The organism is Pseudonocardia terrae (assembly GCF_021343995.1).
Lineage (GTDB): Bacteria > Actinomycetota > Actinomycetes > Mycobacteriales > Pseudonocardiaceae > Pseudonocardia > Pseudonocardia terrae.
Window position 1 is genome coordinate 16,112 of record NZ_JAJTTE010000038.1, and the last position, 23,684, is coordinate 39,795.

7 protein-coding genes and 1 pseudogene are annotated in these 23,684 nt (G+C 73.9%); 3 read left to right on the forward strand and 5 right to left on the reverse strand.

What is annotated here, in order from left to right; all coding sequences use genetic code 11:
* Window positions 1-905: 905 nt before the first annotated feature.
* The 3 genes from LWC33_RS23375 to LWC33_RS23385 all read left to right on the forward strand — a co-directional run bounded on the left by LWC33_RS23375 (window position 906) and on the right by LWC33_RS23385 (window position 4,340).
* A complete protein-coding gene (locus LWC33_RS23375; protein ID WP_233306591.1) occupies window positions 906-2,195 on the forward strand; it encodes a M20 family metallo-hydrolase in 1,290 nt (429 codons plus the stop codon).
* 401 nt (window positions 2,196-2,596) lie between these two features.
* Window positions 2,597-2,992 (forward strand): hypothetical protein, encoded by a 396-nt coding sequence (locus LWC33_RS23380; RefSeq protein ID WP_233306592.1) that lies wholly within the window; start codon window positions 2,597-2,599, stop codon window positions 2,990-2,992.
* A 133-nt stretch (window positions 2,993-3,125) separates the two neighbouring features.
* Window positions 3,126-4,340 (forward strand): FAD-dependent monooxygenase, encoded by a 1,215-nt coding sequence (locus LWC33_RS23385; protein WP_233306593.1) that lies wholly within the window; start codon window positions 3,126-3,128, stop codon window positions 4,338-4,340.
* A gap of 120 nt (window positions 4,341-4,460) precedes the next feature.
* On the opposite strand, the gene LWC33_RS23390 is transcribed toward LWC33_RS23385, so the two are convergent.
* The 5 genes and pseudogenes from LWC33_RS23390 to LWC33_RS23410 form a co-directional block, all read right to left on the reverse strand.
* Window positions 4,461-5,111, reverse strand: a complete 651-nt coding sequence (locus tag LWC33_RS23390) for a hypothetical protein (RefSeq protein WP_233306594.1) — start codon at window positions 5,109-5,111, stop codon at window positions 4,461-4,463.
* Window positions 5,112-5,351: 240 nt separating this feature from the next.
* Complete coding sequence (locus tag LWC33_RS23395; RefSeq protein ID WP_233306595.1) at window positions 5,352-7,067, reverse strand: ABC transporter ATP-binding protein; 1,716 nt, start codon at window positions 7,065-7,067, stop codon at window positions 5,352-5,354.
* Window positions 7,064-8,746: an ABC transporter transmembrane domain-containing protein gene (locus LWC33_RS23400; RefSeq protein ID WP_233306596.1), complete on the reverse strand. Its 1,683-nt coding sequence runs from the start codon at window positions 8,744-8,746 to the stop codon at window positions 7,064-7,066. Before LWC33_RS23400 ends, LWC33_RS23395 begins: the two co-directional genes overlap by 4 nt.
* A complete protein-coding gene (locus LWC33_RS23405) occupies window positions 8,743-9,684 on the reverse strand; it encodes a methionyl-tRNA formyltransferase (protein ID WP_233306597.1) in 942 nt (313 codons plus the stop codon). Before LWC33_RS23405 ends, LWC33_RS23400 begins: the two co-directional genes overlap by 4 nt.
* Window positions 9,684-23,681: pseudogene (locus LWC33_RS23410) on the reverse strand (amino acid adenylation domain-containing protein); the annotation flags it as partial. The gene LWC33_RS23405 and the pseudogene LWC33_RS23410, both read right to left, overlap by 1 nt.
* Between the last annotated feature and the right edge of the window lie 3 nt (window positions 23,682-23,684).

Here is a 23,684-nt window from a genome sequence, read left to right on the forward strand (position 1 = left end):
ACTCCCGTAAGTGCTGTGAGGGCCGTGGCCTCGTTCGTGGCCTCCAACTGGTTCCCGCGATACCGCTGATGCCTCATGCCCGGCGCTGAGCTGCACCGATGCAACTGGTGCCGGTCGTGAATACGTGGACGGCAATTCTCGTAACGCGTAGGTCTGGGGTTCGACTCCCCAAGGCGGCTCCAGTAAGACCGCAGCTCAGACGGCGTGTTGACCTCCGACGAAGCGATCTCCGGCGAAGATCATCGGGCTGTCGGTCCGCATCTGGTCCGCACTTGCTCGGGCGCGTGGACTTCGGGCTCGACGATTCGACCCGATCGGGAGCTGCGCGACCGCCCAGCCCCACGGAGGTCGAAGGGTGGGCGGCCGCGCCGTCGCGGGCTCGGTGTGGTGGACGTTCCGCAGTTGCGGGGTCGCCCCACTGCGCGTCGGTGGACCGCCCGTACAGATTCGGCCAGAACACGCGCGCGACCCGCCGCGGCCTCCCGGCGCAGAAGAAGGACCCGACGTCCGAGCTCCACGCAGACAAGGCGACCAGCCGTCTGAGACCGACCTCAGGCGGGAACCCGTGGACCGTCCGTGCCCAACCTCGGGAGGGAAGCCATGGGCTTCGGTATCGTCCTGCAGTGCGGCCCACCCGGCCCGCGCGTTGTCCGGCGGACGGTCCAGGCTGAGAACCGCGGGTTGAGCCACGCCTCGTCGTCGGTGCGCCTCTGTAGTCGGCATGGCCAAGGGCCACCTGACGGAGCCGGGGCAGCTGCCTGGACTCGGCGGGGTCCGGTCCGCCTGCTCCATCCAACGCGCCGAAGTGCATCGCACCCCCGCCGCCAATGACGACAACGCAATTCCCGAGAGCGCCACTGCACCTCAGACGATCATGGACTGAGCACATCGGACGGAGGTACCTGATGAGCAACACTCACGGACGCGTCGTCGTCGACGTCGAGCAGGCCGACGACATTGCTCTGCTCGCGGACTTCGCCGCGCTCTCGGCGATCGGCGCGACACCCGCGGGCGGCGTCGAGCGCCAGGCCGCGACCCCCGAGGACGGCCAGACCCGCGCCTGGCTGCAGGCCTGGCTGGCTGGGCGGGGCTTCACCGTGGCGCAGGACCGCGTCGGCAACCTCTTCGGCCTGCTGGAGCTGGTGCCGGGGGCGCCCTATGTGCTTGCGGGGTCACATCTGGACAGCCAGCCACGGGGCGGGCGGTTCGACGGCGCCTACGGTGTGCTTGCCGCGGCGCACGCCGCGGAGCGGCTGCGCAGGCACTACGCGGCGGTCCACGATCGGCCCCGCTACAACATCGCCGTCGTGGACTGGTTCAACGAGGAGGGCTCGAGGTTCAAGCCCTCGATGATGGGTAGTGGGGTGTTCACCGGGGCGCTTCCGCTCGAACAGGCACTGGCCACGACCGACGTGGGCGGGGTCACGGTCGGCGAGGCCCTCGACGCGATGGGCGCCCGGGGAGAGGCAGACGTCTTCGGTGAGAACGCGCGACGCGCCGTCGCCGCCTACGCGGAGATCCACATCGAACAGGGTCGCGAGCTGGAGAAGGCGGGCATCGGGATCGGCTTGGTCGACTCGACCTGGGCGGCCAACAAGTACGAGCTCTCCGTGCTCGGCAGCCAGGCGCACACCGGCGCGACCGCGATGGCGGATCGCCGGGACGCGCTCTACGGCGCCGCGCTCGTCGTGGTCGCGGTCCGCGAGCTCGCCGACCGCTTCGGTCTTGATCTGCACACCTCCTGTGGGCAGCTGACCGTCTACCCCAACTCTCCAGTGGTCGTCGCCCGAGAGGTGCACATGCACCTCGACCTGCGCTCGCCGTCCGACGAGCTGCTCGCCGAGGCAGACGAACTTCTCCGCGTGCGGCTCGCCGAGATCGAGGTGCAGGCGGACGTGACGATCAACCGCACCTACGCACACACGTGGAGGGGCCAGGTCTACCAGCCGGAAGGCGTGGAACTGGCACGGTCGGTCGCCACCGACCTGGGACTGGCCAGCGTGGAAGTGCGGACGCGGGCCGGCCACGACTCGACCAACATGAAAGATCGAGTCCCCACCGTCATGTTGTTCGTCCCGAGCGTGGACGGAATCTCTCACGCGGAGTCGGAATTCACCCATGACGAGGACCTCTGCCGCGGTACCCAGGTCCTGACGGAAACGTTGGCCAGAATTCTGCAGGGCGCATTCGACTAGTCTGGATCACTGCGTCCGCCGCGCGACCGGTCGGTTTGTCTGGCAGGGCTCTGAACATTGAAGAACATCACGCGAGTGCATGGGCCGAGCGGCCGATACGGTGACGACTTGCCTGACCAGCTCGGCCCGACGGCGCGATCCGCGCAGACTCGCAGGGTCGCTCACATTGATCCGGCGCACGGAGTCGCCATGGTGCGCGGCCTCGCGAGGGCGGCCCTGAGTCCCCCGGGAGCACGGGGTCGCGGCGGACGGTTCCCGCCGGCGGCGGGGCTGCCCACCTCCAGCCCATTGCGTTGAGCGGGTTGGCGAACCACCAGCCGGCCACGACGGGGCGTACAGCCGGCGCGAATGGGTAAACGTCTAAGGGTCGGTCGCCGCACGGTGGCCCCGAAGGAGAGACGATGAGTACCAGTGAGTACGTGTTCTACCTCATCGCCGCGGTCGTGCTGACGGTGGTGATCGGGCAGGTGCTGCTCCGCCGCGGCCAACCCTTCCTCGAGGAGGTGTTCCAGAGCAACGAAACCGCTCGCTCGCTGAACACTCTGCTCTCGGTGCTCTTCCATTTGCTCACGCTGGGCGTCCTGGCCCTCCTGTCGACGATCGACGTGCCGATCGTCACCAAGTTCGGCATTGCGCTGGTGGTCGTCGGGATTGCGTATGGCATCTCGATGCTCGTGCTGCTGCGGATCCGCGAGCGACGGCGCCAGGATCAGCTTTTCGAGCGTCGGGCCGAGCAGCGCCTCCGCCTCCAGACCCCGACGGGCAACTCGGGCCGCACGGCCCCGCCGGCGAACTGATATCGGGTCCCCGCCGGCAAGGCCGCTGGCGCGCCTGACCCACGGCCGGAACTTCGCCGCAGGTCCCGAGCAGGCGATGATTTTCGAGCATCGTGGGTGTCTTCTCCTCGACGAGCCGACGAAGGAGGCACGGGTGAGCGGTATCAGGGCGTTGGTGGCGGGGGCGAGCATCGCGGGGCCCGCGCTGGCCCACTGGTTGCGCCGGCGAGGTGCCGAGGTGACCGTCGTGGAGCGGGCCCCCGAGCTGCGTCCTGGTGGGCAGGCGGTGGACGCGCGGGGGGTGGCCAAGGAGGTCATCCGGCGGATGGGGCTGGACGCGGCGGTGCGCGCAGCCTGCACCGACACCGCCGGTGCCTACACCCTGGACGTGGACGGGAACGTGGTGGAGACCTACCGCGCGGACGACGACGGCGGCGACGGGTACATCTCGGAGATCGAGATCCTGCGCGGGGACCTGTCCCAGGTGCTCTACGACGACACCCGCGACGGCGTCGAGTACGTCTTCGGCGACCGGATCGCCGAGCTGACCCAGGATGCTGACGGGGTCGACGTGGTCTTCGCCGGCGGGGACCGGCGGCGCTTCGACCTGGTGATCGGGGCGGACGGGCTGCACTCGGCGTTGCGGGCGATGGTGTTCGGGCCGCGTGAGCAGTACGTCCGCCACCTGGGCCTGGTGCTGGCCTTCTACAGCGTGCCCAACGAGTTCGGGCTGGACCGTTGGCTGCTCGACTACCAGGACTCGGGGCGCTCTGCGGGTCTTCGGCCCGTCCGGGACGCCACGCGGGCGATCGCGATGATGTCGTTCCCCTCGCCGGACTTCGACGTCGACCACCGCGACGTCGCGGCCCAGAAGCGCCTGCTGCGCGACCGGATGGCCGGCTTCGGCTGGCTGACCCCGCGCATCCTCGAGCACCTCGACGACACCCCGGACTTCTACCTCGACCAGGTCGCGCAGGTGGTCATGGACCGTTGGTCGAGCGGACGGGTGGGGCTGCTCGGCGACGCGGCGTTCAGCTCGTCGCCGATGTCCGGGCAGGGCACCGGGCTGGCGCTGGTCGGCGCGTACCTGCTGGCCGGGGAGCTGGCCGCCGCCGGATGGGACCCGGAGGCCGGGTTCGCCGCGTACGAGGCGCGGATGCGCCCGTTCGTCGAGGCCAACCAGGAGATCGGCCGGATGCACGTGCAGAGCCTCGAAGCCCCGGGCCCGGACTCGGCGTCGAGCCCGGAGCCCGACGTGGAGGCACTCATGGAGCTCGTCGAGCGCGCGCTCAACGGGATCGAGCTGCCCGAGTACGCCGGGGTGCCGGACTCCGGGGCGTCGGCACTCCCCGAGGCGGCTCCACGCTAGTCCGCAGTCAGACCCCACGGGCCTCCGGCGGAGCGATCTTCACCGGAGATCATCGGGTCCTGGCCCGCGCTCGGTCTGCACATCGAGCGCGGTCCTCGACGTCCCGCGTGCCGCCGCCGACTACTGCGCGGCGGTGGTGGCGATGCTGCTGAGGTCGACCCCTGTCCACCGTCGGGCGACGGGTTCGGCCTGGGCGTTGATGACGACCTGGCCGTCCTGTCGGGAGGCGTAGGAGTCGCCCGTGTAGCGGACCGTGCGGTACTTGCTGCGCTCCCGGGACAGCTCGGTCACGTTCCCCGTACCGGTGGTGTCCATGAGCTGGTTGAGCGCACGGGCGCTCGACTCGTCGGGCATCTCGACCCAGGCCACCGAGACGACGGCGGCGTCGCTCTTCTGATCGCGCAGCTCGAAGAAGGCGCGATGGAGCGCCGTGCAGGGCGTCCGGCGGAAGAAGTCCTGGACCTGGCCGTAGGAGCTGGTCACGCAGTCCGCCGAGTCGTCGGTGACCTTGGCGCTGAGGCGGACGCCCTGCCCGACGATGCGCGTCTCCGCCGCGGTCGAGTTCGCGCTGCCGACCAGCGACCCGCTCCCCGTCCCGGGGCTGCCACCGGCTGCGACGGTCGCAGCCCCGGACGACGCGGCGTTCCCGACCGCCGTCGCCATCCCGGCGCTGGCCAGCAGTGCTATGCCGAGGCCGAGGGCGAGCGTCGAACCTCCGCCGCTGCTGCCCTTCTTGTTACCGCCACCCTTGCCACCCATCCGTCGCGCCAACAGGAGTCCTCCGGCTCACACTCGTGGTCATCGGGACAGCGCGTCGTCCGATCTCACTGTTACGTCGACAGATCGAGGGCTTCTGCGCGGACTCGGTCTCCGCCTGTCGACAAGGGCGACGGGAACGAGTTCTGGCTGCTCGTGTGCGAGAACGTCATCAGCGTCGACAGCGGCGAGTTCCGACGTCGCGCGGGTATCGGCGGCTGGTGACGTGGCTCCGGAACGAGGGCCGGGATGGGCTCAGCGGCTTCCCGACCATGCCGCCCACAGAGCGGCGTACGGTCCGTCGGCGGCCAGGAGGTCCGCGTGGGAGCCGTACTCGACCACCTTGCCCCCGTCGAGCAGGAGCACGGCGTCGGCGTCGGTGGCCTGGCTGAGGCGATGTGCCACGACCAGCGCGGTCCGTCCCGCGAGCGCCTGTCGCGCGGAGGCTTCCAGGGCTCGCGCGCCTGCGCTGCCTGCTTCGGCGGTGGCTTCGTCGAGGATGGCCACCGGGGGATCGGCGAGGACGAGGCGGGCGAGGGCCAGTTGTTGGGCCTGCACGGCGGTCAGACCGTGCCCACCGTCGCCGACGACCGTGGCGAGGGCCCCGGGCAGGGCATCGACCCAGGCGAGGGCGTCCACCGTGGCGAGCGCGCTGCGCAGCTCGGTCTCCGACGCCTCGGGCCGGGCCAGCCGCAGGTCGTCCGCCACGGGGCCGGCGAAGACGTGGACCTCCTGCGTGACCAGGACGACCGCAGCGGGATCGAGCCCGATGGTGCCCCCGCTCGGCTCGTGGACGCCGGCGATCACCTTCGCCAGCGTGGTCTTGCCCGCTCCGCTGGGGCCGACGACGGCGAGCCGCGTCCCCGCGGGGACGTCGATGTCGACACCGCCCAGCACGGCGGGGACGCCCGGGTAGCCGAAGACCAGCCCGGCGGCGCGGACGTGGGCGGGTCCGGTGCCGCGGACCGGCTCCGAACGGCGCTGTTCGGGCAGGTCGGCGGCGCCGACGATACGGGCCAGGCCGGCGCCCGCCGCCTGGACGGTCTGCAGCAGGAGCAGGACCTCGTTGAGCGGGTTGAACAGGGCGATGAAGTACAGCGCCGCGGCGCTGGCGGTGCCGAGGGACACGGCCCCGGTGCGAACGAGCCAGAACCCGGTGACCAGCACGAGGGCGACGCCGACGTATTCGGCGAGGTTGAGCCTTCCGAAGAAGCCGTTCTGCAGCCGCACCACCGACAGGGCGAGGTCGACGACCCGTTGCGAGCGGTCGTGGACGAGCTCGCCGTGCCGGTCACCGAGCCGGAACGCCCGCACGGTGGGCAGGCTCGTCGCGGTGTCGAGGAGTTGTTGCTGCTGGGCGCCGGCGGCGACGCGTTGCTCGGCGGAGACCGGGGTGGCGCGGCGCAGGTACCAGCGCGCGGTGAGCACCTGGATCGGCAGCCCGACGACGGCGGCGAGCAGGAAGCGCCAGTCGAGGAGGGCGAGCCCGACGAAGGTCAACACGATGACCAGTCCGTAGCGGGCCAGGGCGGGCACGCCCTCGCGCACTGCCTCGCCGACCTGCGCGACGTCCTCGGTCACCCGGGATCCGATGTCCCCGGCCCCGGCGGCCTCGATCCGCTCCAGCGGCAGGCCGAGGGTGCGCTCGACGAGGCGTTCGCGCAGCGCCGCGAGCACGATCTCCCCGACGCGGGCGGTCTGCGCGACCCCCAGCACCGCGAGCAGGCCCTGCGCCACGGCCACCGCCACCAGCAGAGCGGCGGGCCGGGTCATCGCATCCGGCCCGGCACCGGCCGTGACCAGGTCGATGATCCACCCGAGCAACGGCGGGACCAGCAGCCCGGCGCCGGCCCCGCCGGCGAGCGCGACCACGGCCAGCACGGCCCGGCCGCGGTGTGGGCGCAGCAACGTGCCGACCACCACCCGGATGCGCGCGGGGGTGGCGACGGGCAGCAGCGCACGCCCGCTCATCCCGTCACCACCTCGCGGTAGCGGGGGTGCGATCGCAGCAGCCGGTCGTGACGGTCCTCGGCCACGACGCGCCCACCCTCGACCAGCAGGACCCGGTCCGCGACGGCGAGCAGGGCCGGGCTGCTGGTCACCAGCAGGGTGGTGCGGGCGTGGCGCAGGGTGGCGAGGCCGTCGGCGATCTCCGACTCGGTGACGGAGTCGACGGCGGTGGTCGGGTCGTGCAGCACCAGCACCGGGGCGTCGGCGGCCAGCGCCCGGGCCAGTGCGATCCGCTGCCGCTGCCCACCCGAGAGCGTCCGCCCCTGCTCGGCGACGACGGTGTCGGCGCCCGCGGTCAGTGTCTCGAGCACCTGGTCGGCGCGGGCCGCGGCGAGGGCCGGCCCAGGGTCGCGGCCGGCCGCGGTGACGTTCTCCGCCACGGTCCCGGTGAACAGCGCCGTGTCGTGGGCGGCCACCAGCACCGCCGAGCGTGCGGTCTCGGGTGGGTAGTCGCCGAGCGGGACCCCGTCGAGGGTGATCGTGCCCCGCTCCTGATCGGCCTCGCGGGCCAGGCAGTCCAGCAGGGCGACGGCGTCCCCCGCGTCGGCCGCGGCCACCCCGAGCAGCTCCCCGGGGCGGGCGTCCATGTCGAGCCCGCGCAACGGTCCGTGCTGCAGGCCCCGCACCTGGACGGCTCCGGCGACCCGCTCGGGCAGCGCCGCCGAGCCGCCGGCGACGGCGGGACGGGCGCCGAGGATCCCGGCGATCCGCGCGGCGGAGGCCCTGGCCTGGGCCAGCCGTTCGTTCACCCAGCCCAGCTCCTGGAGGGGGTCGACGAGGAACTGCGCGAGCCCGACCGCGCTCACCAGCTGCCCGACGCTGATCTCGCCGGTCGCGGCCAGGCGTCCGCCGACCAGCGCGATCGCGGCGAGGAAGGTGCCGTTGACGATCAGCACGGTGCCGGAGAACCAGGCCTGGCTGCCCGTGGCGCGCAGGGTCGCGGTCAACGAGTCCGCGCTGGCGCGGGTGTAGCGGCGGATCGCGGCGGGCTCGGCCCGCAGGCCTTTGAGGACGCGGATGCCCGAGACCAGGTCGGCGGCGATGCCCGCGGCGCGTGCGGCGCGTTCCTGTTCGGCCTCGCTGCGCCGTTCCAGGGGCCGGCCGAAGAGGTGGACGAGGTACAGGACCGGTGGGGTGCCGAGCAGGATGAGCAGCCCGAGGGGCACCGAGATCCGCACCAGGGCCACCGCGGCGACCACCAGGGACGCGAGCGCGGCCAGTCCCATGGGCAAGGCGAAGTTGACCAGCCCGACGCGTTTGGTGTCGGACGTGGCGATGGAGGCGAGCTCGCCGGGCAGGCGTCCGGCCTCGCCACCGCCGGCGGGGTCGAGCAGTCGGCGGGCGACGAGCAGCCGCAGGCGCTGGTCGGCGCGCACGTCGGCGATCCAGGCCTGCCGGGCACCCAGGCGGTAGCAGGTGGACAGGAACGCGAAGTCCACCGCCAGCAGCGCGAGCCACCCGAGCAGGGCGGCCGGGTCGCCGGTGCGCACGGCGGAGTCGATGACGGCGCCGACGAGGACCGGGACCAGCGCCTCGCCGATCTGGTGGCCGCAGAAGAACAGCGTGGCCGCGCCGACCCGGCCGCCGAAGGCGCGGATCGAACCGCCCAGCACGGATCCACGGAGGACGGAACCGCTCACGTGAGATAGCCGCCCATCGCCGTGAAGTACTCGAGGGCGGAGAGCTCGCGCCCGCCCGCCGTCCGCACCCGTCGGATCGACAGGCCCGGGTTGCGGCCCCGGCGGGCCTCCGCACCCGCGACGACGACGACGCCGCCGTCGTCGTCCCGGATGAAGATCCGCCCCGGGGTGCCGCCGTAGGGCCGGTCGGTGGCGCGGGCCTCCAGGATCCGCAGCCGCTCGCCGTCGTGCAGGCACCAGGCGTTGGGGTACGGATCGACCTGGGCGCGCACGAGGTTGGCGAGGTCGCGGGCGGGCCAGGTCCAGTCGATCCTGTTGTCGACGTCGCTGCGCCGGTGGAAGTAGCTCGCCCTGCCGCGGTCCTGCGGCGTCCAGTCCGTCCGGCCGGTGGCGAGCTCGGCGAGCCCGGCCACGGTGATGGGCCCGAACATCGCCAGGGTCCGGTCGAACAGGTCGACGACGGTGTCGTCCTCCGCGATCGGGGTCGCCCACTGCAGCACGATGTCGCCGGCGTCGAAGTCCGCGTCCATCATGTGGGCGGTGACGCCGACCTCGGGCTCGTCGTTGATCAACGCCCAGTTCAGCGGGGCGAACCCGGCGTACGCGGGCAGCAGCGCGTCGTGGACGTTCACCGTGCCCAGCCGCGGGATCGTGAAGACCTCCGGGGCCAGGCGGGTGCGCCAGTTGGACACCACCATCGCATCCACCTCCGCAGTCCGGACCCGTGCGATGACCTCCTCGTCGTTCGCGCGCGTGCGGGTGAGGACGGGGATGTCGTGCTTGGCGGCGAGCTCCGCGACCGAGTCGTTGAAGATCGTCTCGTACGGGTCGTCGCTGTCCGGGTGCGTGATCACCAGCGGTACCTCGTGCCCGGCCCCGAGGATCGCCTCGAGGGTGCGGTGCCCCCAGGTCATGTAGCCCAGGAAGACGACGCGCATCACGAACCCCCCACCGCGCGGACGAGGCCGCGCAACGCCTCGAACCAGAGCTCGGCGAGCTCCGGCACCTCGTCCTCGGCGAACGCCGCCGCGGGCCACTCCCAGGACGCGTGCAGCTCGTCGTCCGTGGCGAGCACGTCCACGACCAGGGGATATCCGACGGGCATGGCCCCGCTCCGACCGCCCATGAGCGGGCTGACCCCGGCCGGGGTCTGCCAGTCGGCCTCCTCGCCGGTGGTGTGGAGAGAGGCGGCGTCGGAGTAGCGGCCGAGGTAGTTGAACTGGATCTCGGGCGAGGCGGTGGCCAACTCGCTGCGGCCGCGCGGATCCAGGTAGCGCAGCACGCCGTAGCCCAGCCCGCCGTCGGCGACCGCGCACAACCGCTCAGCGACGGCGGCGACGACCGCAGCCGGGTCCTCCAGGTCCGCCCAGGTCGTGGGGGGCAGGTGGACCGGGAACGCCGTGGTGAACCACCCGACCGTCCGGGTGAGGTCGACGTCCCCGACGTGCTCCTCGCGACCGTGCCCCTCCAGCGCGACGAGCGTTCCGTCGCCGGAGGCGCGCCCGGTGCGGCGCCGCCACTCGGCCGCGGCGAGCGTGAGTGCGGCGAGGAGCACGTCGTTGATCGTCGCGCCGAAGGCCGCCGGGACCGAGGACAGCAGCGGGGCGGTCCACTCCGCGGGCAGCACCAGGGAGTGCTCGCGGACGGTGCCCGCCGTGTCCCGGTCCGGGTCGAGCGGAGTGCGGGCGAACGTCCCCGGCCGGGATCGCGCGGTCGCCCGCCAGCCGGGCAGCTCGGCGGCCCGGCTCCCGTCCCGGCCCGCGACGGCCAGGGATCGCGCCCAGGTGCGGAAGGACGTCCCGACCGGGGGCACCGCGATCGGCTCCCCGGCGGTGTGCCGGGCCCAGGCCTCCGCCAGGTCGTCGGTCAGGATGCGCCAGGACACCCCGTCGACGACCAGGTGGTGGGCCACCAGCAGGAGAACCCCCGGCTCGAGGAGCACCGCCTGCAGCATCACCCCGCGCTCCGGGTCGAGCTGGTTCGCGGCGAGCAGGCGCTGCGCCTCGACCTGGTCCTCGAGGACCGGCGTCGCGTTCGGCGGGACCACCGTGAGCAGGTCCTCGGCGCGGACCGTGCCGGGCTCCGGCACCTCGAGCGCCCAGCCGTCGACCGAGCGGAGCAGGCGGGCCCGAAGCATGTCGTGCCGGTCGAGCACCGCCTGCAGTACCGGAACCAGCGACTCGGCGTCCGCCCCGGCGGGTGTCCGCAGTGCGATGGCCTGGTGGAACGCCCCGATCGTCTCGGGTGCGCCGAGCTCGGCCAACCAGCTGATGATCGGTGTCGCCGGGAGCACGCCGATGCCCTGGGCGTCCGCCTGCGGCGCCCCGACCGCACCACTCACGCCGAGGGCGGCGAGCGCCTCGACGGTGCGGGCGGCGCGGACGTCGCGCGGCCGGAACGTCAGCCCGTGCGCGCGGGCCTGGGTGACCAGCGCGATCGAGCTGATGCTGTCCCCGCCGAGCTCGAAGAAGTCGTCGTCGATCCCGACCTCGGGCACCCCGAGCAGCCTGCCGATCAGCACGCAGAGGCTGCGCTCCGCCTCGGTTCGGGGCGGGCGGTGCTCCCGCGCGCCGGTCAGTGCCGGGGCGGGGAGCGCGGCCACGTCGAGCTTCCCGTTGACCGTGAGCGGGAACTCCGGCACGACGTCCAGCGTCGTCGGGATCATGTGCGACGGGAGCTGCGACGCCAGGTAGGCCTTCACCTCGGTGACGTCGAGATCCGCAGGAGCCACGACGTACCCGGCGAGGTGCGCGATCCGCGCCTCGCCGCGGCGGTGCACGGTCGCCGCGGCGCTCGCGACCGCGGGATGGCGTTCGAGCGCCGCGACGATCTCCCCGGGCTCCACCCGGTAGCCGCGGATCTTGACCTGGTCGTCGGTCCGGCCGAGGAAGTCGATGTTCCCGTCCGGCCGCGTGACGACGAGGTCCCCGGTCCGGTACATCCGCCCACCCTCGACGAACGGGTCGGCGACGAACCGCTCCGCCGTCAGCGCGGGCCGGTCGTGGTAGCCGCGGGCCAGCCCCGCGCCCGCGATGTACAGCTCACCGGGGGATCCCGGCGGCTGCGGACGCAGCGCACCGTCCAGGATGTACGCGCGGGTGTTCAGGATCGGGGTGCCCACGATCGGGGTGGCGCTGTCCGTGGTGCCGCCGCCGAGGGTGTTGATCGTGTACTCGGTGGGGCCGTAGAGGTTGTAGCCCAGCACGCCCTCGGTCTCCGCGAGCCGCGACCACACCGAGTCGCTGACCGCCTCGCCGCCGAGCAGCACCAACGGCATCCGGTGCGGCCCGTCGAGCAGGCCGCCGTCGAGCAGGGTGCGGGCGTAGGTCGGGGTCACGTTCACGACGTCGACGCGGTGCTCGGCGCAGTACGCGACCAGCGCCTGGGCGTCCCGACGCAGCTCCTCGTCGCAGACGTGCACCTCGTGGCCCTCGACGAGCCAGAGCAGCTCCTCCCACGACATGTCGAACGCGAACGACACCGTGTGCGCGACCCGCAGTCGCCGCCCGGCCGCCGCGACGACCGGCGCGAAGATCTCCGCACGGTGGTTGACCAGCATGTTCGTCAGCCCGCGGTACGGGGTGACGACGCCCTTGGGCGTGCCGGTCGAGCCGGACGTGTAGATCAGGTACGCCGGGTGCTCCAGCCTCCCCGGTGTGCCCGGGGCGAAGGAGCCGAGCTCGGCCGGGGTGAGCGGCGCGGCGGAGAAGTCGCTCGCGTCGGGAGACATCCAGGGCGCGCCGGCGGGCAACCGCTCGATCCCCGCGCCGGCCGCGAGCACGCAGACCGGGCGGGCGTTCGCGAGCATCACGGCCCACCGTTCGGCCGGGTGGTCCAGGTCGAGGGGCAGGTAGGCGGCGCCCGTACGCAGCACGGCGAACAGCGCCACCACCGCGTCCGACGACCGGGGCAGGGCCAGCGCGACGACCCGCTCCGGCCCCGCACCCTGCGACAGCAGCAGCCGGGCGAGCCGGTTGACGCGGGCGTCGAACTCGCCGGCGGTGAGCCGCTCGTCGCCGCAGACCAGGGCGATCTCGTCGGGCCGATCGGCGGTGAGCAGCTCGGCGACCGTCAGCTCCGGGATGTCCTGCGCCGTCGAGGACCAGCCCGCCTCCAACGCAGCCCGCTCGGTTCCCGAGAGGAGCTCCAACCGGCCCATCGGCCGTGACGGGTCGGCCACGAGCTGGTCGAGGACGGACCGGAAGACCTGGTGCAGCCGCTCCGCCCGCCCGGCCGGGACCCGGCGCGGGTCGTACTGCAGCCGCAGGACGAGGTCGTCGCCGGGGAAGACCTGCAGGGATGCGGCGAAGTGCGTGCGCGCCTCCACCGACTCGCCCATGCCGGTGATCCGCAACCCGTCGGTCGGCGGGACATCCGCGCCGGGCGGGAAGTTCTCGAACACGAACAGCGTGTCGAACAGCTGCTCGCCGCCCTGCGCGTCGGCCAGCCCGAGGTACTGGTGACCCAGCAGCGCCGCCTGCTCGCCCTGGTGGGTCAGCAGCGCGTCGACCGCCCGGTCGGCGGGAGACCAGTGCACGCGCACCGGCACGGTGTTGATGAACAGGCCGACCTGCGCGTCGATGCCGGGGACGTCCGCGTCGCGGCCGGAGACGACGGCGCCGAACACGACGTCGTCGCGCCCGGTCAGCGCGCCGACCGCGACCGCCCATGCGCCACTGACCAGCGTGTTCAGCGTCAGTCCGCGCTCACGGGCGAGCGCGGACAACGCCTCGGCGGGCACCGTGTCGGTCAGCACGGACGGTGCGACGGGTGCGGCGTCCGCGGGGAGGGCGGTGCCGAGCATCGTGGGCTCGGTGACCCCGCCGAGGGCCTGGCGCCAGGCCGTGCGGGTTCGGGCGGTGTCCTGCGCCGTGAGCCAGCGCAGGTACTCCCGGTAGGACGGCGCCGGCGCCGGATCCTCGTTCCGGAGGATCGCGAGCAGGTCCTCGAACAGCACCGGCAGCGACCAGCCGTCGGCCACCAGGTGGTGCAGCGTGACGACGACGCTGTGCACGTCCCCCTCGGACCGCAGCCCGACCCGCAGCAGCGGCGCCCGGTCCAGTGCGAACGCCCGGCTCCGCTCCTCCCGCGCCAGCGTCTCGACGTCGGCGGAGCTCACCGTCAGCGGGACCTCGACGGTTCGGGCCACGGCCTGCACCAGGCCGCCCGCGGCGGTCTCGTGGACCGACGCCCGCAGGGCCGGGTGCCGCGCCGTGAGCGTGGCCAGCCCGGTCCGCAGCTGCTCGGGGCGAAGCGCGCCGGCCAGCTCGAGCACGTACTGGACGATGTAGCCGTCGGGGTCGCTCTCGCTGTGGGCGTGGTACCGGGAGTGGAAGTAGATGCCCTGCTGCAGCGGCGTCAGCGGCCAGACGTCGGCGAGCCCGCCGGGAACCGCCTCGACCAGCGTGTCGACGTCGGCCTGGGTCAGGGGGACGAGCGGGAAGTCGACCGGCGTCGGCCCCCACGCCCCGGGCTCCGGGGCGTGCCGGGCCAGCGCGGCCAGAGCCGTGGACCAGCGCCGGGCGATCTCGGCGACCCGCGCCTCCGTCAGTACGGCCGCCGGCCAGGCGAACGTGGCGGACAGCTCTCCGTCGGTCACCTCGGCGTTGATCTCCAACGCGTACCCGGCGGCGGTGCTCGGATCGGCCTTCTCGCCCAGCTCCGGACGCTCTGGGGCGGGCGACCAGTCCTGCCCGTCCGCACCGCCGAAGCGGCCGAGGTAGTTGAACAGCACCTCGGGCACGGCGGTTCCTGCGAAAGCCCCGCGCAGGTGCCGGAGGACGGCGTAGCCGATCCCGCGGTCGGGCCGGGACTCGATCTGCGTGCGAACCCGTTTGGCCGCGGCGGGCATCGCGACCCCGCCGTTCACGAAGTCCACGAAGGACACCCCGGGGTCGAGCCGGACCGGCGCGATCGTGGTGAACCAACCGACGGTGCGCGAGAGGTCGAGCCCCTCGTCGATCGCGGCGCTCTCGCGGCCGTGCCCCTCCAGGTCGACGAGCACCGCGCCCTCGCCGCGCAGCGCGACGGCCAACGCCGTGAGCAGCACGTCGTTCACGGTGCCGCCGAAGGCCGCCGGGACCTCGCCGAGCACCCTGCCGGTGACCTCCGCCGGGACGGTGAGGGTCAGGGAGCGGGTGGTGGCGATGGTGTCCCGGACGGCATCGAGCGGCCGGTCCGCGACCGGATCGGCCGGCGCGAGCTCGCGGCGCCAGCGCTCCAGCTCGTGTTCGCGGTCCTCCCGGTGCAGCGCCTCGGTCCAGGTGCGCAAGGAGGTCGGCACCGGCTCGGCCACCAGCGGTTCGCCGGCGACGTGGCGGCGCCACAGATCCGCGAGGTCCTCGGCGAGGATCCGCCAGGACACGCCGTCGACCACGATGTGGTGGGCGACGAGCAGGAGCCGCCGGCCCAGGAGCACCGCCTGCAGCATGATCCCGTCGTCGGGGTCCAGCCGCCGGACGGCCTGCTCCTCGGCGTCCTCGAGGGACGCCTCCGACACCGTCAGCAGATCCGCCGCGGACACCGTGCCGGGCGCCGGGACGTGGAGCGCCCAGCCGTCGGCCCGGTCGAGCCGCGCGCGCAGCAGGTCGTGCCGGTCGAGCAGGGCCTGCAGCAGCGCGGTGACCACGGCGGGATCGGAGGTCGGGGTCCGCAGGCACAGGGACTGGAAGAACCCGTCGATCCCGACGGCGTCGTCGCGCAGCCCGGCGAGGATCGGCACCGGCAGCACCCGGCCCACCCCGGAGTCCGGGGCGCGCTCGGCGCCCGGCGCGATCTCGGCGGCCAGGGCGAGCGCCTCGGGCGTACGGCGCTCGAACACCAGCCGCGGGCTGAGCCCGAGCCCCTGCCGACGGGCACGGCCGACCAGCCCGATCGACAGGATGCTGTCCCCGCCGAGCTCGAAGAAGTCGTCGTCCACCCCGACGTCCTGCACGCCCAGGACCTGCTCGAACACGCCGCAGAGCGTCCGCTCGGGCTCGGTCCGCGGCGCCCGGCGGGGGCGGCTGGACGTGAACCGTGGCGCCGGCAGTGCCGCGGCGTCCAGCTTCCCGTTCACGGTGAGCGGCAGCTCCGGCACCGCGACCAGGGCGGCGGGGACCATGTGGGCAGGCAGCCGTTCGGCCAACAGTCCCCGGACCGCGTCCACGTCCACCGTCCCGGGGACGACGTACCCGGCCAGCCGCGTGACCCCGGAGGGCTGGTGGGCGTGCACGACGACGGCCGCGCGCGACACCTGCTCCAGCGACTCCAGCGCCGCGACGATCTCGCCGGGCTCGATCCGGAACCCGCGGATCTTGACCTGGTCGTCCCCGCGGCCGAGGAAGTCGATGTTCCCGTCCGGCCGCCGCACGACGAGGTCGCCGGTGCGGTACATCCGCGCGCCGGGCTCGCCGAAGGGATCGGCGACGAACCGCTCCGCGGTCAGCCCCGCCCGTCGGTGGTATCCGCGGGCGAGGCCGACGCCGGCGATGTACAACTCGCCGGGACAGCCGGCGGGCACCGGCCGCAGCGCCCCGTCCAGCACGTGCGCGCGGGTGTGGTGGATCGGGCGCCCGACGGTCGGGGTGGCGCTGTCCCTGGTGCCGCCGCCGAGGGTGTTGATCGTGTACTCGGTGGGGCCGTAGAGGTTGTAGCCGAGCACCCCGTCGGCGTCCCGCAGCGCCGCCCACACGGAGTCGGTCACCGCCTCGCCGCCGAGCAGCACCAACGCGGGCCGGGGCTCCGCGTCCAGCAGACCCTCGTCGAGCAGGGCGCTGGCGAAGGTCGGCGTCACGTTGACGACGTCGATCCGCCGGTCACGGCAGTAGTCGACCAGCGCGCGGGCGTCGCGGCGCAGCTCCTCGTCGCAGACGTGCACCTCGTGACCCTCGACGAGCCACAGCAGCTCCTCCCAGGACATGTCGAAGGAGAAGGACACGGTGTGCGCGATGCGCAGGCGCCGCCCGGTCGTCGCCACGACGGGTTCGAAGATCTCCGCCCGGTGGTTGGCCAGCATGTTCGTCAGCCCGCGGTACGGCGTGACGACGCCCTTGGGTGTCCCCGTCGAACCGGACGTGTAGATCAGGTAGGCAGGGTGCTCCAGCCGGTCGGGATCGTCCGCGGCGAAGGGCGCGGGCGGGGTGGCCGGGAGCGAGGCGAGCACGTCGGGGTCATCGAGCCGAACGATCGGCACGCCCTCCGGCAGCGCGGTCTCTCCGCTGGTCAGGACACAGATGGGCGCAGCGTCGGCGATCATGGTCGCCAGCCGCCGGGCCGGGTACTCCAGGTCCAACGGCAGGTACGCGACGCCGGTGTGCAGGGCCGCGAACAGCGCCGCGACCATGTCGACCCCGCGCGGCAGCGCCAGCCCGACGACCCGCTCCGGCCCGGCCCCCCGGGCCAGGAGCAGGTGGGCCAGCCGGTTGATCCGGGCGTCGAGCTCGGCGAAGGACAGTTGCTCGTCGCCGCAGACCAGGGCGGTCTCGTCGGCGTGGGCGGCGGCGGTGCCGGCCAGGATCTCGGCGACCGACTCGGTGCTCGACGGCCGGGCGATCGGGTCCTCGCGCAGCGCGACCCGTTCCTCCGCGGTGAGCAGGTCGATCCGGGCGAGTCGCTGCTCCGGGTCGGCGACCAGCGCGGCCGAGACGGCCGCGGTGCGCTCGAGCAGGAGCCGAGCGGCGTCCTCGGAGACGGCGGCGTCGTGCTCCAGGGTCAGGCTCAGCTCGGGGCCCGGGGTCGCGATGAGGACGAGCGGGTAGTGCGTGGCGTCGACGTGCCCGCGCCCGACCACCCCGGCCGCGTCGAGGGTGGACTGCGGGATGTCGGCGAAGTTCTGCAGCACGAACAGGGTGTCGAACAGGACCGGCAGGCCGGCGGCGCGCTGGATGGCGCCCAGGCCGAGGTACTCGTGCTCGCCCATGGCCAGGCGCTCGTCCTGCAGGCGGCGCAGGAAGTGCCCGGTCGCCTCGGCCGGGTCGGTGCGGACGCGGGTGGGCACGGTGTTGAGGTACTGCCCGACGACCTGCTCGGACCCGGGCAGCTCGGCGGGACGACCCGCGACGGTGGTGCCGAACACCACCTCGTCGCGCCCGGTGAGCCCGCCCAGGACCAGCGCCCAGGCCGCGTTGAGCACGGTGTTCAGCGTGACCCCGCAATCGCGGGCGCCGGCGCGGATCGCGGCGGCCTCGGACACCGGAATCGTGGTGCGGTTCGGGATCGCGGCCGGCCGGCTCGGCCCGACGAGCGTCGGGCCGACCAGAGTCGGCCCGTCCAGCCCGGCGAGCTGCGCCGCCCAGGCCGCCCGCGCGCCGTCGGAGTCCCGTTCCGCCAGCCAGCGGAGGTACTCCGGGTAGCTCCCGGTCGGGGAGACCTCGTCCGGGAGAGCGCCCGCGTAGAGGGTGAACAGCTGCGTGAACAGGGTGCTGTGCGACCAGCCGTCCCACGCCAGCAGGTGGTAGGTGACCAGGAGGCGGTCGACACCGCCGGGCAGGCGCAGGACGCTGACGCGGAACAGCGGGGGATCGGCCAGGTCGAACCGGTGGGTCCGGTCGGCGTGCGCGAGTGCGGCGGCCCGCTGCTCCGCTGCGGCCGGGTCCAGCTCGGAGAGATCGTGCTCGGTCAGCGGATCGCCGACACCGCCTCGCACCACCTGCACGACGCCGTCGCCCGGGTCCACGAACGCACATCGCAGCGTCGGATGCCTGCGCTGCAGGGCCTGCACCGTCCCGCGCAGCCGGGTGAGGTCGGCGCGGTGGTCGAGCTCGAAGCGGGTCTGCCCGGTGTAGACGTCGAGCGCGGTGTCGTCGGCGGCGTCGAAGAGCGACTGGAAGTAGAGGCCCTCCTGCAGCGGGGAGAGCGGCCAGACGTCCTCGACGTCCCGGAAGCGCTTCCGCAGGCCCTCCAGGTCCGCCGGATCGAGCGTCACCAGGTCGAACGGCGCCACCGGCGCGCGCACGGCCGCGGAGGCATGGTCGATCGCGGCGACCCGCGCCAACGCCTCGGCGGTGCGGCCGGCGAACACCTGTCGCGGGGTGAGCACCAGGCCGCGGCGGCGGGCCTGCCCGACGAGCGTGATCGAGCTGATGCTGTCGCCGCCGAGCCCGAAGAAGTCGTCGTCGATGCTCACGCCGGTGGCGCCCAGCACCTCGGCGAACAGGGCGCAGAGCACCCGCTCCGGCTCGGTGCGCGGGGGCCGTCCGCCCGCACCGGCGTAGCCGGGCGCGGGGAGCGCCCGCGTGTCCAGCTTCCCGTTCACGGTCAGCGGCAGCCCGGGCACGACGACGATCGCCGGCGGAACCATGTGGGCGGGGAGCACCGCGGTCAGGTGCGCCCGCAGGACGTCGACCAGCTCGCCGGCGCTCGACGAGGCGGCCTCCGGGGCCGCCACGACGTAGGCCGCGAGGCGAGCCGGCCCGCCTGCCGGCGCGTCGACGACCACGGCCGCCTGCGCCACGGCGGGGTGCGCCTCGAGCGCGGCCACGATCTCGCCGAGCTCGATCCGGTACCCACGCACCTTGACCTGGTCGTCCGTGCGGCCGAGGAAGTCGATGTTGCCGTCGGGCCGGCGGCGCACCAGGTCGCCGGTGCGGTACATCCGTTCGCCGGCGGTGAAGGGATCGGCGACGAACCGCTCCGCGGTCAGCCCGCGCCGGTCGTGGTAGCCCCGCGCCAGGCCGGGACCGGCGAGGTAGAGCTCGCCGGGGGCGCCGTCGAGCACCGGCCGCAGCGCGCTGTCCAGCACGTACACGCGTGCGCCCAGCACGGGCCGTCCGACCGTCGGGGTCGCGCTGGCGCCGACCGCCGCGCCGAGCGCGTTGACGGAGAACTCGGTGGGGCCGTAGAGGTTCATGCCCTCGATGCGCGGAGCGTCGCGCAGCGCCGACCAGATCGACCCGGTGACCGCCTCGCCGCCGAGGAGCAGCAGCCTCGGTGCCCGGTCGCCGTCGAGGAGGCCCTCGTCGAGCAGGGCACGGGCGTAGGTGGGGGTCACGTTGACGACGTCGACGGCCGCGGCACGGCAGAGCGCCACGAGCTGCTGGGCGTCACGCCGCACCTCGTCCGGGCACACGTGCAGCTCGTGCCCGTCGACCAGCCAGAACAGCTCGTCCCAGGACATGTCGAAGGAGAACGCGGTCGTGTGCGCCACCCGCAGCCGACGCCCGTCGGCCGCGGCGCGGGGGATGATCGCGGCGCGGTAGTGGGCCAGCATGCCGGCGAGGCCGCGGTGCGGCACCAGCACGCCCTTCGGGGTCCCGGTGGAGCCGGAGGTGTAGATCAGGTACGCGGGATGGTCCGCTGCCCTCGGCACGGGCGCGAGCGCCTCGGCCGACAGCGAGGCCAGCTCCACCGCGATCTCCGGAGTACCGAGCCGGACTGCGGGAACGCCGGGGGCGGCCACGTCGGGGAGCACGTCGGCGGCATCGGCCGGCTGGTCGGCGCCGGCCGCGACGACGCAGACCGGCTTCGCGTCGGCGAGCACCGTCGCGAACCGGGCCGCGGGGAGCTCCGGGTCCAGGGGCAGGTAGGTGGCTCCGGTGCGCATCGCGGCGAACAGGGCGACGACCATGTCGATCCCGCGCGGCAACGCCAGTGCGACGACCTCCTCGGGGCCGGCACCTCGTGCCTGCAGCAGCCGGGCGAGGCGGTTGATCCGGGCGTCCAGCTCGGCGAAGGTCAGCCGTTCGGACCCGAAGACCAGCGCGGTCTCGCCCGGCCGGGCGGCGGCGGTCCGCGCCAGCTCCTCGGCCACGGTCTGCTCGGGTTCGGACCAGGTCCCGGGCAGCTCCGGGGTCTCGCCGGGGGCGAGGACGTCGAGGCGTCCGAGCGGCTCGTCGACCGCCGCGAGCAGCCGCGAGGCGGTCGCCGCGAAGCGCTGCAGCACCGCGGTCGCGGTCTCCGGGGCGAGGACGGTCGGCCGGTACTGCAGGGTGAACCGCAGCGTCCCCTCCGGCGCGACGACGAGGGCGAGCGGGAAGTGCGTGGCGTCGGCGTAGTCGACGTAGCGCGCCCCGACCGCCGAGAGGGCGCCGGCCTCGATCTTGGGGAAGTTCTGCAGCACGAACAGGGTGTCGAACGGCGTCGGCAGGCCGGTGGCCCGCTGGATCTCGGCCAGGCCGGTGTGCTCGTGCTCGACCAGCGGGGTCCGCTCCGCCTGGACCCGCCGCAGCAGGGCACCCACGGTCTCGGCGTGGTCGAGCCGGACCCGCGTCGGCACGGTGTTGAGGAACATGCCGATCGACCGGTCGCTGCCGGCGAGCTCGGGTGGGCGACCGGCGACGGTGGCCCCGAAGACCACGTCGGTCCGCCCGGCCAACCCGCCGAGGGTGATCGCCCAGGCGGTGTTCAGGACCGTGTTGAGGGTGACCCCCACGGTGCGGGCACAGGCCCGCACCTCCGCGTCGGCCTCGGGGGACAGGGCGAGCTCGGCGACCGAGGGCAGGACCTCCGCGGGGACCGCTTCCGGGCCCGCGACCAGCGTCCCCGCCACCATCGTCCCGGCGTCGAGCCCGGCCAGCGCGTCCCGCCAGGCGTCCCGGGCGGCCTCGTCGTCCCGGCTCGCCAGCCAGCGCGGGTGGTCCAGGTGCGACGGCGGCTCGGGGAGCACCGCGCGGTCGTCGCCGAGGAGGGTGAACAGCTCCTCGAGCAGGATGTGCTGGGACCAGCCGTCCCAGGCCGTGAGGTGCTGGGTGAGCACGAGCCGGGACCGGCCGTCCGGGAGGTGGGCCAGCAGGAGGCGGAACAGCGGCGGTGCGGCCAGGTCGAACCGGCGGGCCCGCTGCTCGACGGCCAGCGCTCGGACGGCGTCCTCGTCCGCCGCGGTGGTCACCTCGACCGGCACCGTGGCGTGCGGGAGCACGACCTGGACGGGGAACGGAGCGCCCTCCCCGGTCAGCGCGGCGCGCAGGAACGGGTGACGGTCCAGCAGCGCCGCGCAGGCCCGCCGCAGCCGCGCGACGTCGAGCGGGCGGTCGAACTCGAACACGTGCTGGGCCGTGTAGGGGTCCGCGTCGTCCGCACCGTCGAACAGCGACTGGAAGTACAGCCCGGCCTGCAGCGGCGCGGCCGGGAACACCGCCTCCGCGCCGACCCCGAACCGCGCCCCCACCGTCGCGGCGACCTCGGGATCGAGGAGCGTCACGGGTTCGGCAACCAGGGCCCGCCCGGGCTGGTCGGCCACGGGGAAGCGCGCCCCGAGGGCCTCGGGGGTGCGCAGCTCCATCAGGTCGCGGACCCGCACGCGCAGCCCGTCCGCGTGCGCGGCCCGGATCACGCGGACCGCGGTGATGCTGTCCCCGCCGAGGGCGAAGAAGTCGTCCTCCGGGCCCACCTCGGGCAGGTCCAGGGAGCGGGCGAGCCGCGCGCACCAGCGCCGCTCGGCGTCGTCGCGCGGCGCGCGCCCGCCACCCGCCTCGATCTGCGGTGCCGGCAGCGCCTCGCGGTCCAGCTTGCCGTTCGGGGTCATCGGGAGCCCGCCGGCGACCGGTACGAGCACCGTCGGGACCATGTACTCGGGCAACGTCTCCGCGAGCGTGGCGCGCGCCCGGGCGCGGTCCCCGCCGTCGAGCACCACGTACCCGACCAGCATCTTCCGGCCCGGCTCGTCCTCGCGGACGAGGACCGCGGCCTGGGTGATGCCGGGCTGCGCGAGCAGCGCCGCCTCGATCTCACCCGGTTCGATCCGGTGGCCGCGCAGCTTGACCTGCTGGTCGGCGCGGCCGAGGAAGTCCAGGATGCCGTCGGCGCGCCAGCGGGCCCGGTCCCCGGTCCGGTACATCCGGGCCCCCGCACCGTCGACTCCGCCGGCGAAGGGGTCGGCGACGAACCGCGACGCCGTGAGCCCGTGCCGACCCCGGTAGCCCCGGGCGAGACCGCGACCGGCGATGTAGAGCTCGCCGACCTCACCCACCCCGACCGGGCGCAGCATCTCGTCGAGGACGTAGGCATGGGTGTTCGGGTCCGGCCGCCCGATCGGCGCCGGGCCGTCCCAGTCCGGCTCCGCCGTCCACAGCGTGGAGTTCACCGTCGCCTCGGTCAGCCCGTAGGCGGTGACCACGCGCAGCGGGCCGGTCCAGCGCCGCAGCACCTCCGGCGGCACCGTCTCGGTCCCGACGATCAGCACCGCCCCCTCGGGCAGCCGCGCGTCCACCGGCAGCGCCGCGACCAGCGAGGGCGGCAGGATCATGTGCGTGACCCGGTGGGCGAGCAGGTACTCCGTGAGCTCCGGGCCGGCCACGCGGCGGTGCGCGGGCACGACGACGACGGTCCCGCCCACGCACAGCGACATGGTCAGGTCCCAGACCGCGACGTCGAACCCGATGGACGCGAACTGGGCCACCCGGCTCCCGGCGTCCACCCCGACCCGGTCCAGGGCCGTGGCGACGAGGCTGCCGATGCCGTCGTGCGTCAGCACCGCGCCCTTCGGCCGGCCGGTCGAGCCGGAGGTGTAGATCAGGTACGCGGCCTGGTCCAGCGCCGGCTCGACGTCGACCAGGTCCGCCCCGGACAGCCCGACCAGCTCGGTCAGGGTGCCCGGGGTGTCCAGGAGCACCGTCGGCGTCCCCGGCGGGAGCTCACCGTCGAGCTCGGTGGTGGTGAGCACCAGACCGGTGCCGGAGTCCGCGAGGAGGTAGGCGATCCGCTCGGCCGGGTGGTCCAGGTCCAGGGGGAGGAAGGCCGCTCCCGCCTTGAGCACCGCGAGCACCGCTGCCACCAGCTCCGGGCCGCGGGGCAGGGCCAGGCCGATCGCGTCCTCCGCCCCGACCCCACGGGCCCGCAGCAGCCGGGCCAGCCGGTTGGCGCGCTCGTTCAGCTCGCCGTAGGTCCACGAGTCGTCCTCGCAGACCACGGCGACCGCGTCGGGTCGCTCGGCGGCGCGGGCCTCGAACTGCCGCGACCACGGTTGCTCGTCGACCGGGCGGGGCAGCGCCCTCGCCCACGGCGTCAGCTCGTCGATGCTCAC

Bases quoted from the DNA above. Each gene is read 5' to 3' on its own strand.
- LWC33_RS23375 (WP_233306591.1), top strand. From the start codon at position 906: ATGAGCAACACTCACGGACGCGTCGTCGTCGACGTCGAGCAGGCCGAC.
- LWC33_RS23380 (WP_233306592.1), top strand. From the start codon at position 2,597: ATGAGTACCAGTGAGTACGTGTTCTACCTCATCGCCGCGGTCGTGCTG.
- LWC33_RS23395 (WP_233306595.1), bottom strand. From the start codon at position 7,067: ATGAGCGGGCGTGCGCTGCTGCCCGTCGCCACCCCCGCGCGCATCCGG.
- LWC33_RS23405 (WP_233306597.1), bottom strand. From the start codon at position 9,684: ATGCGCGTCGTCTTCCTGGGCTACATGACCTGGGGGCACCGCACCCTC.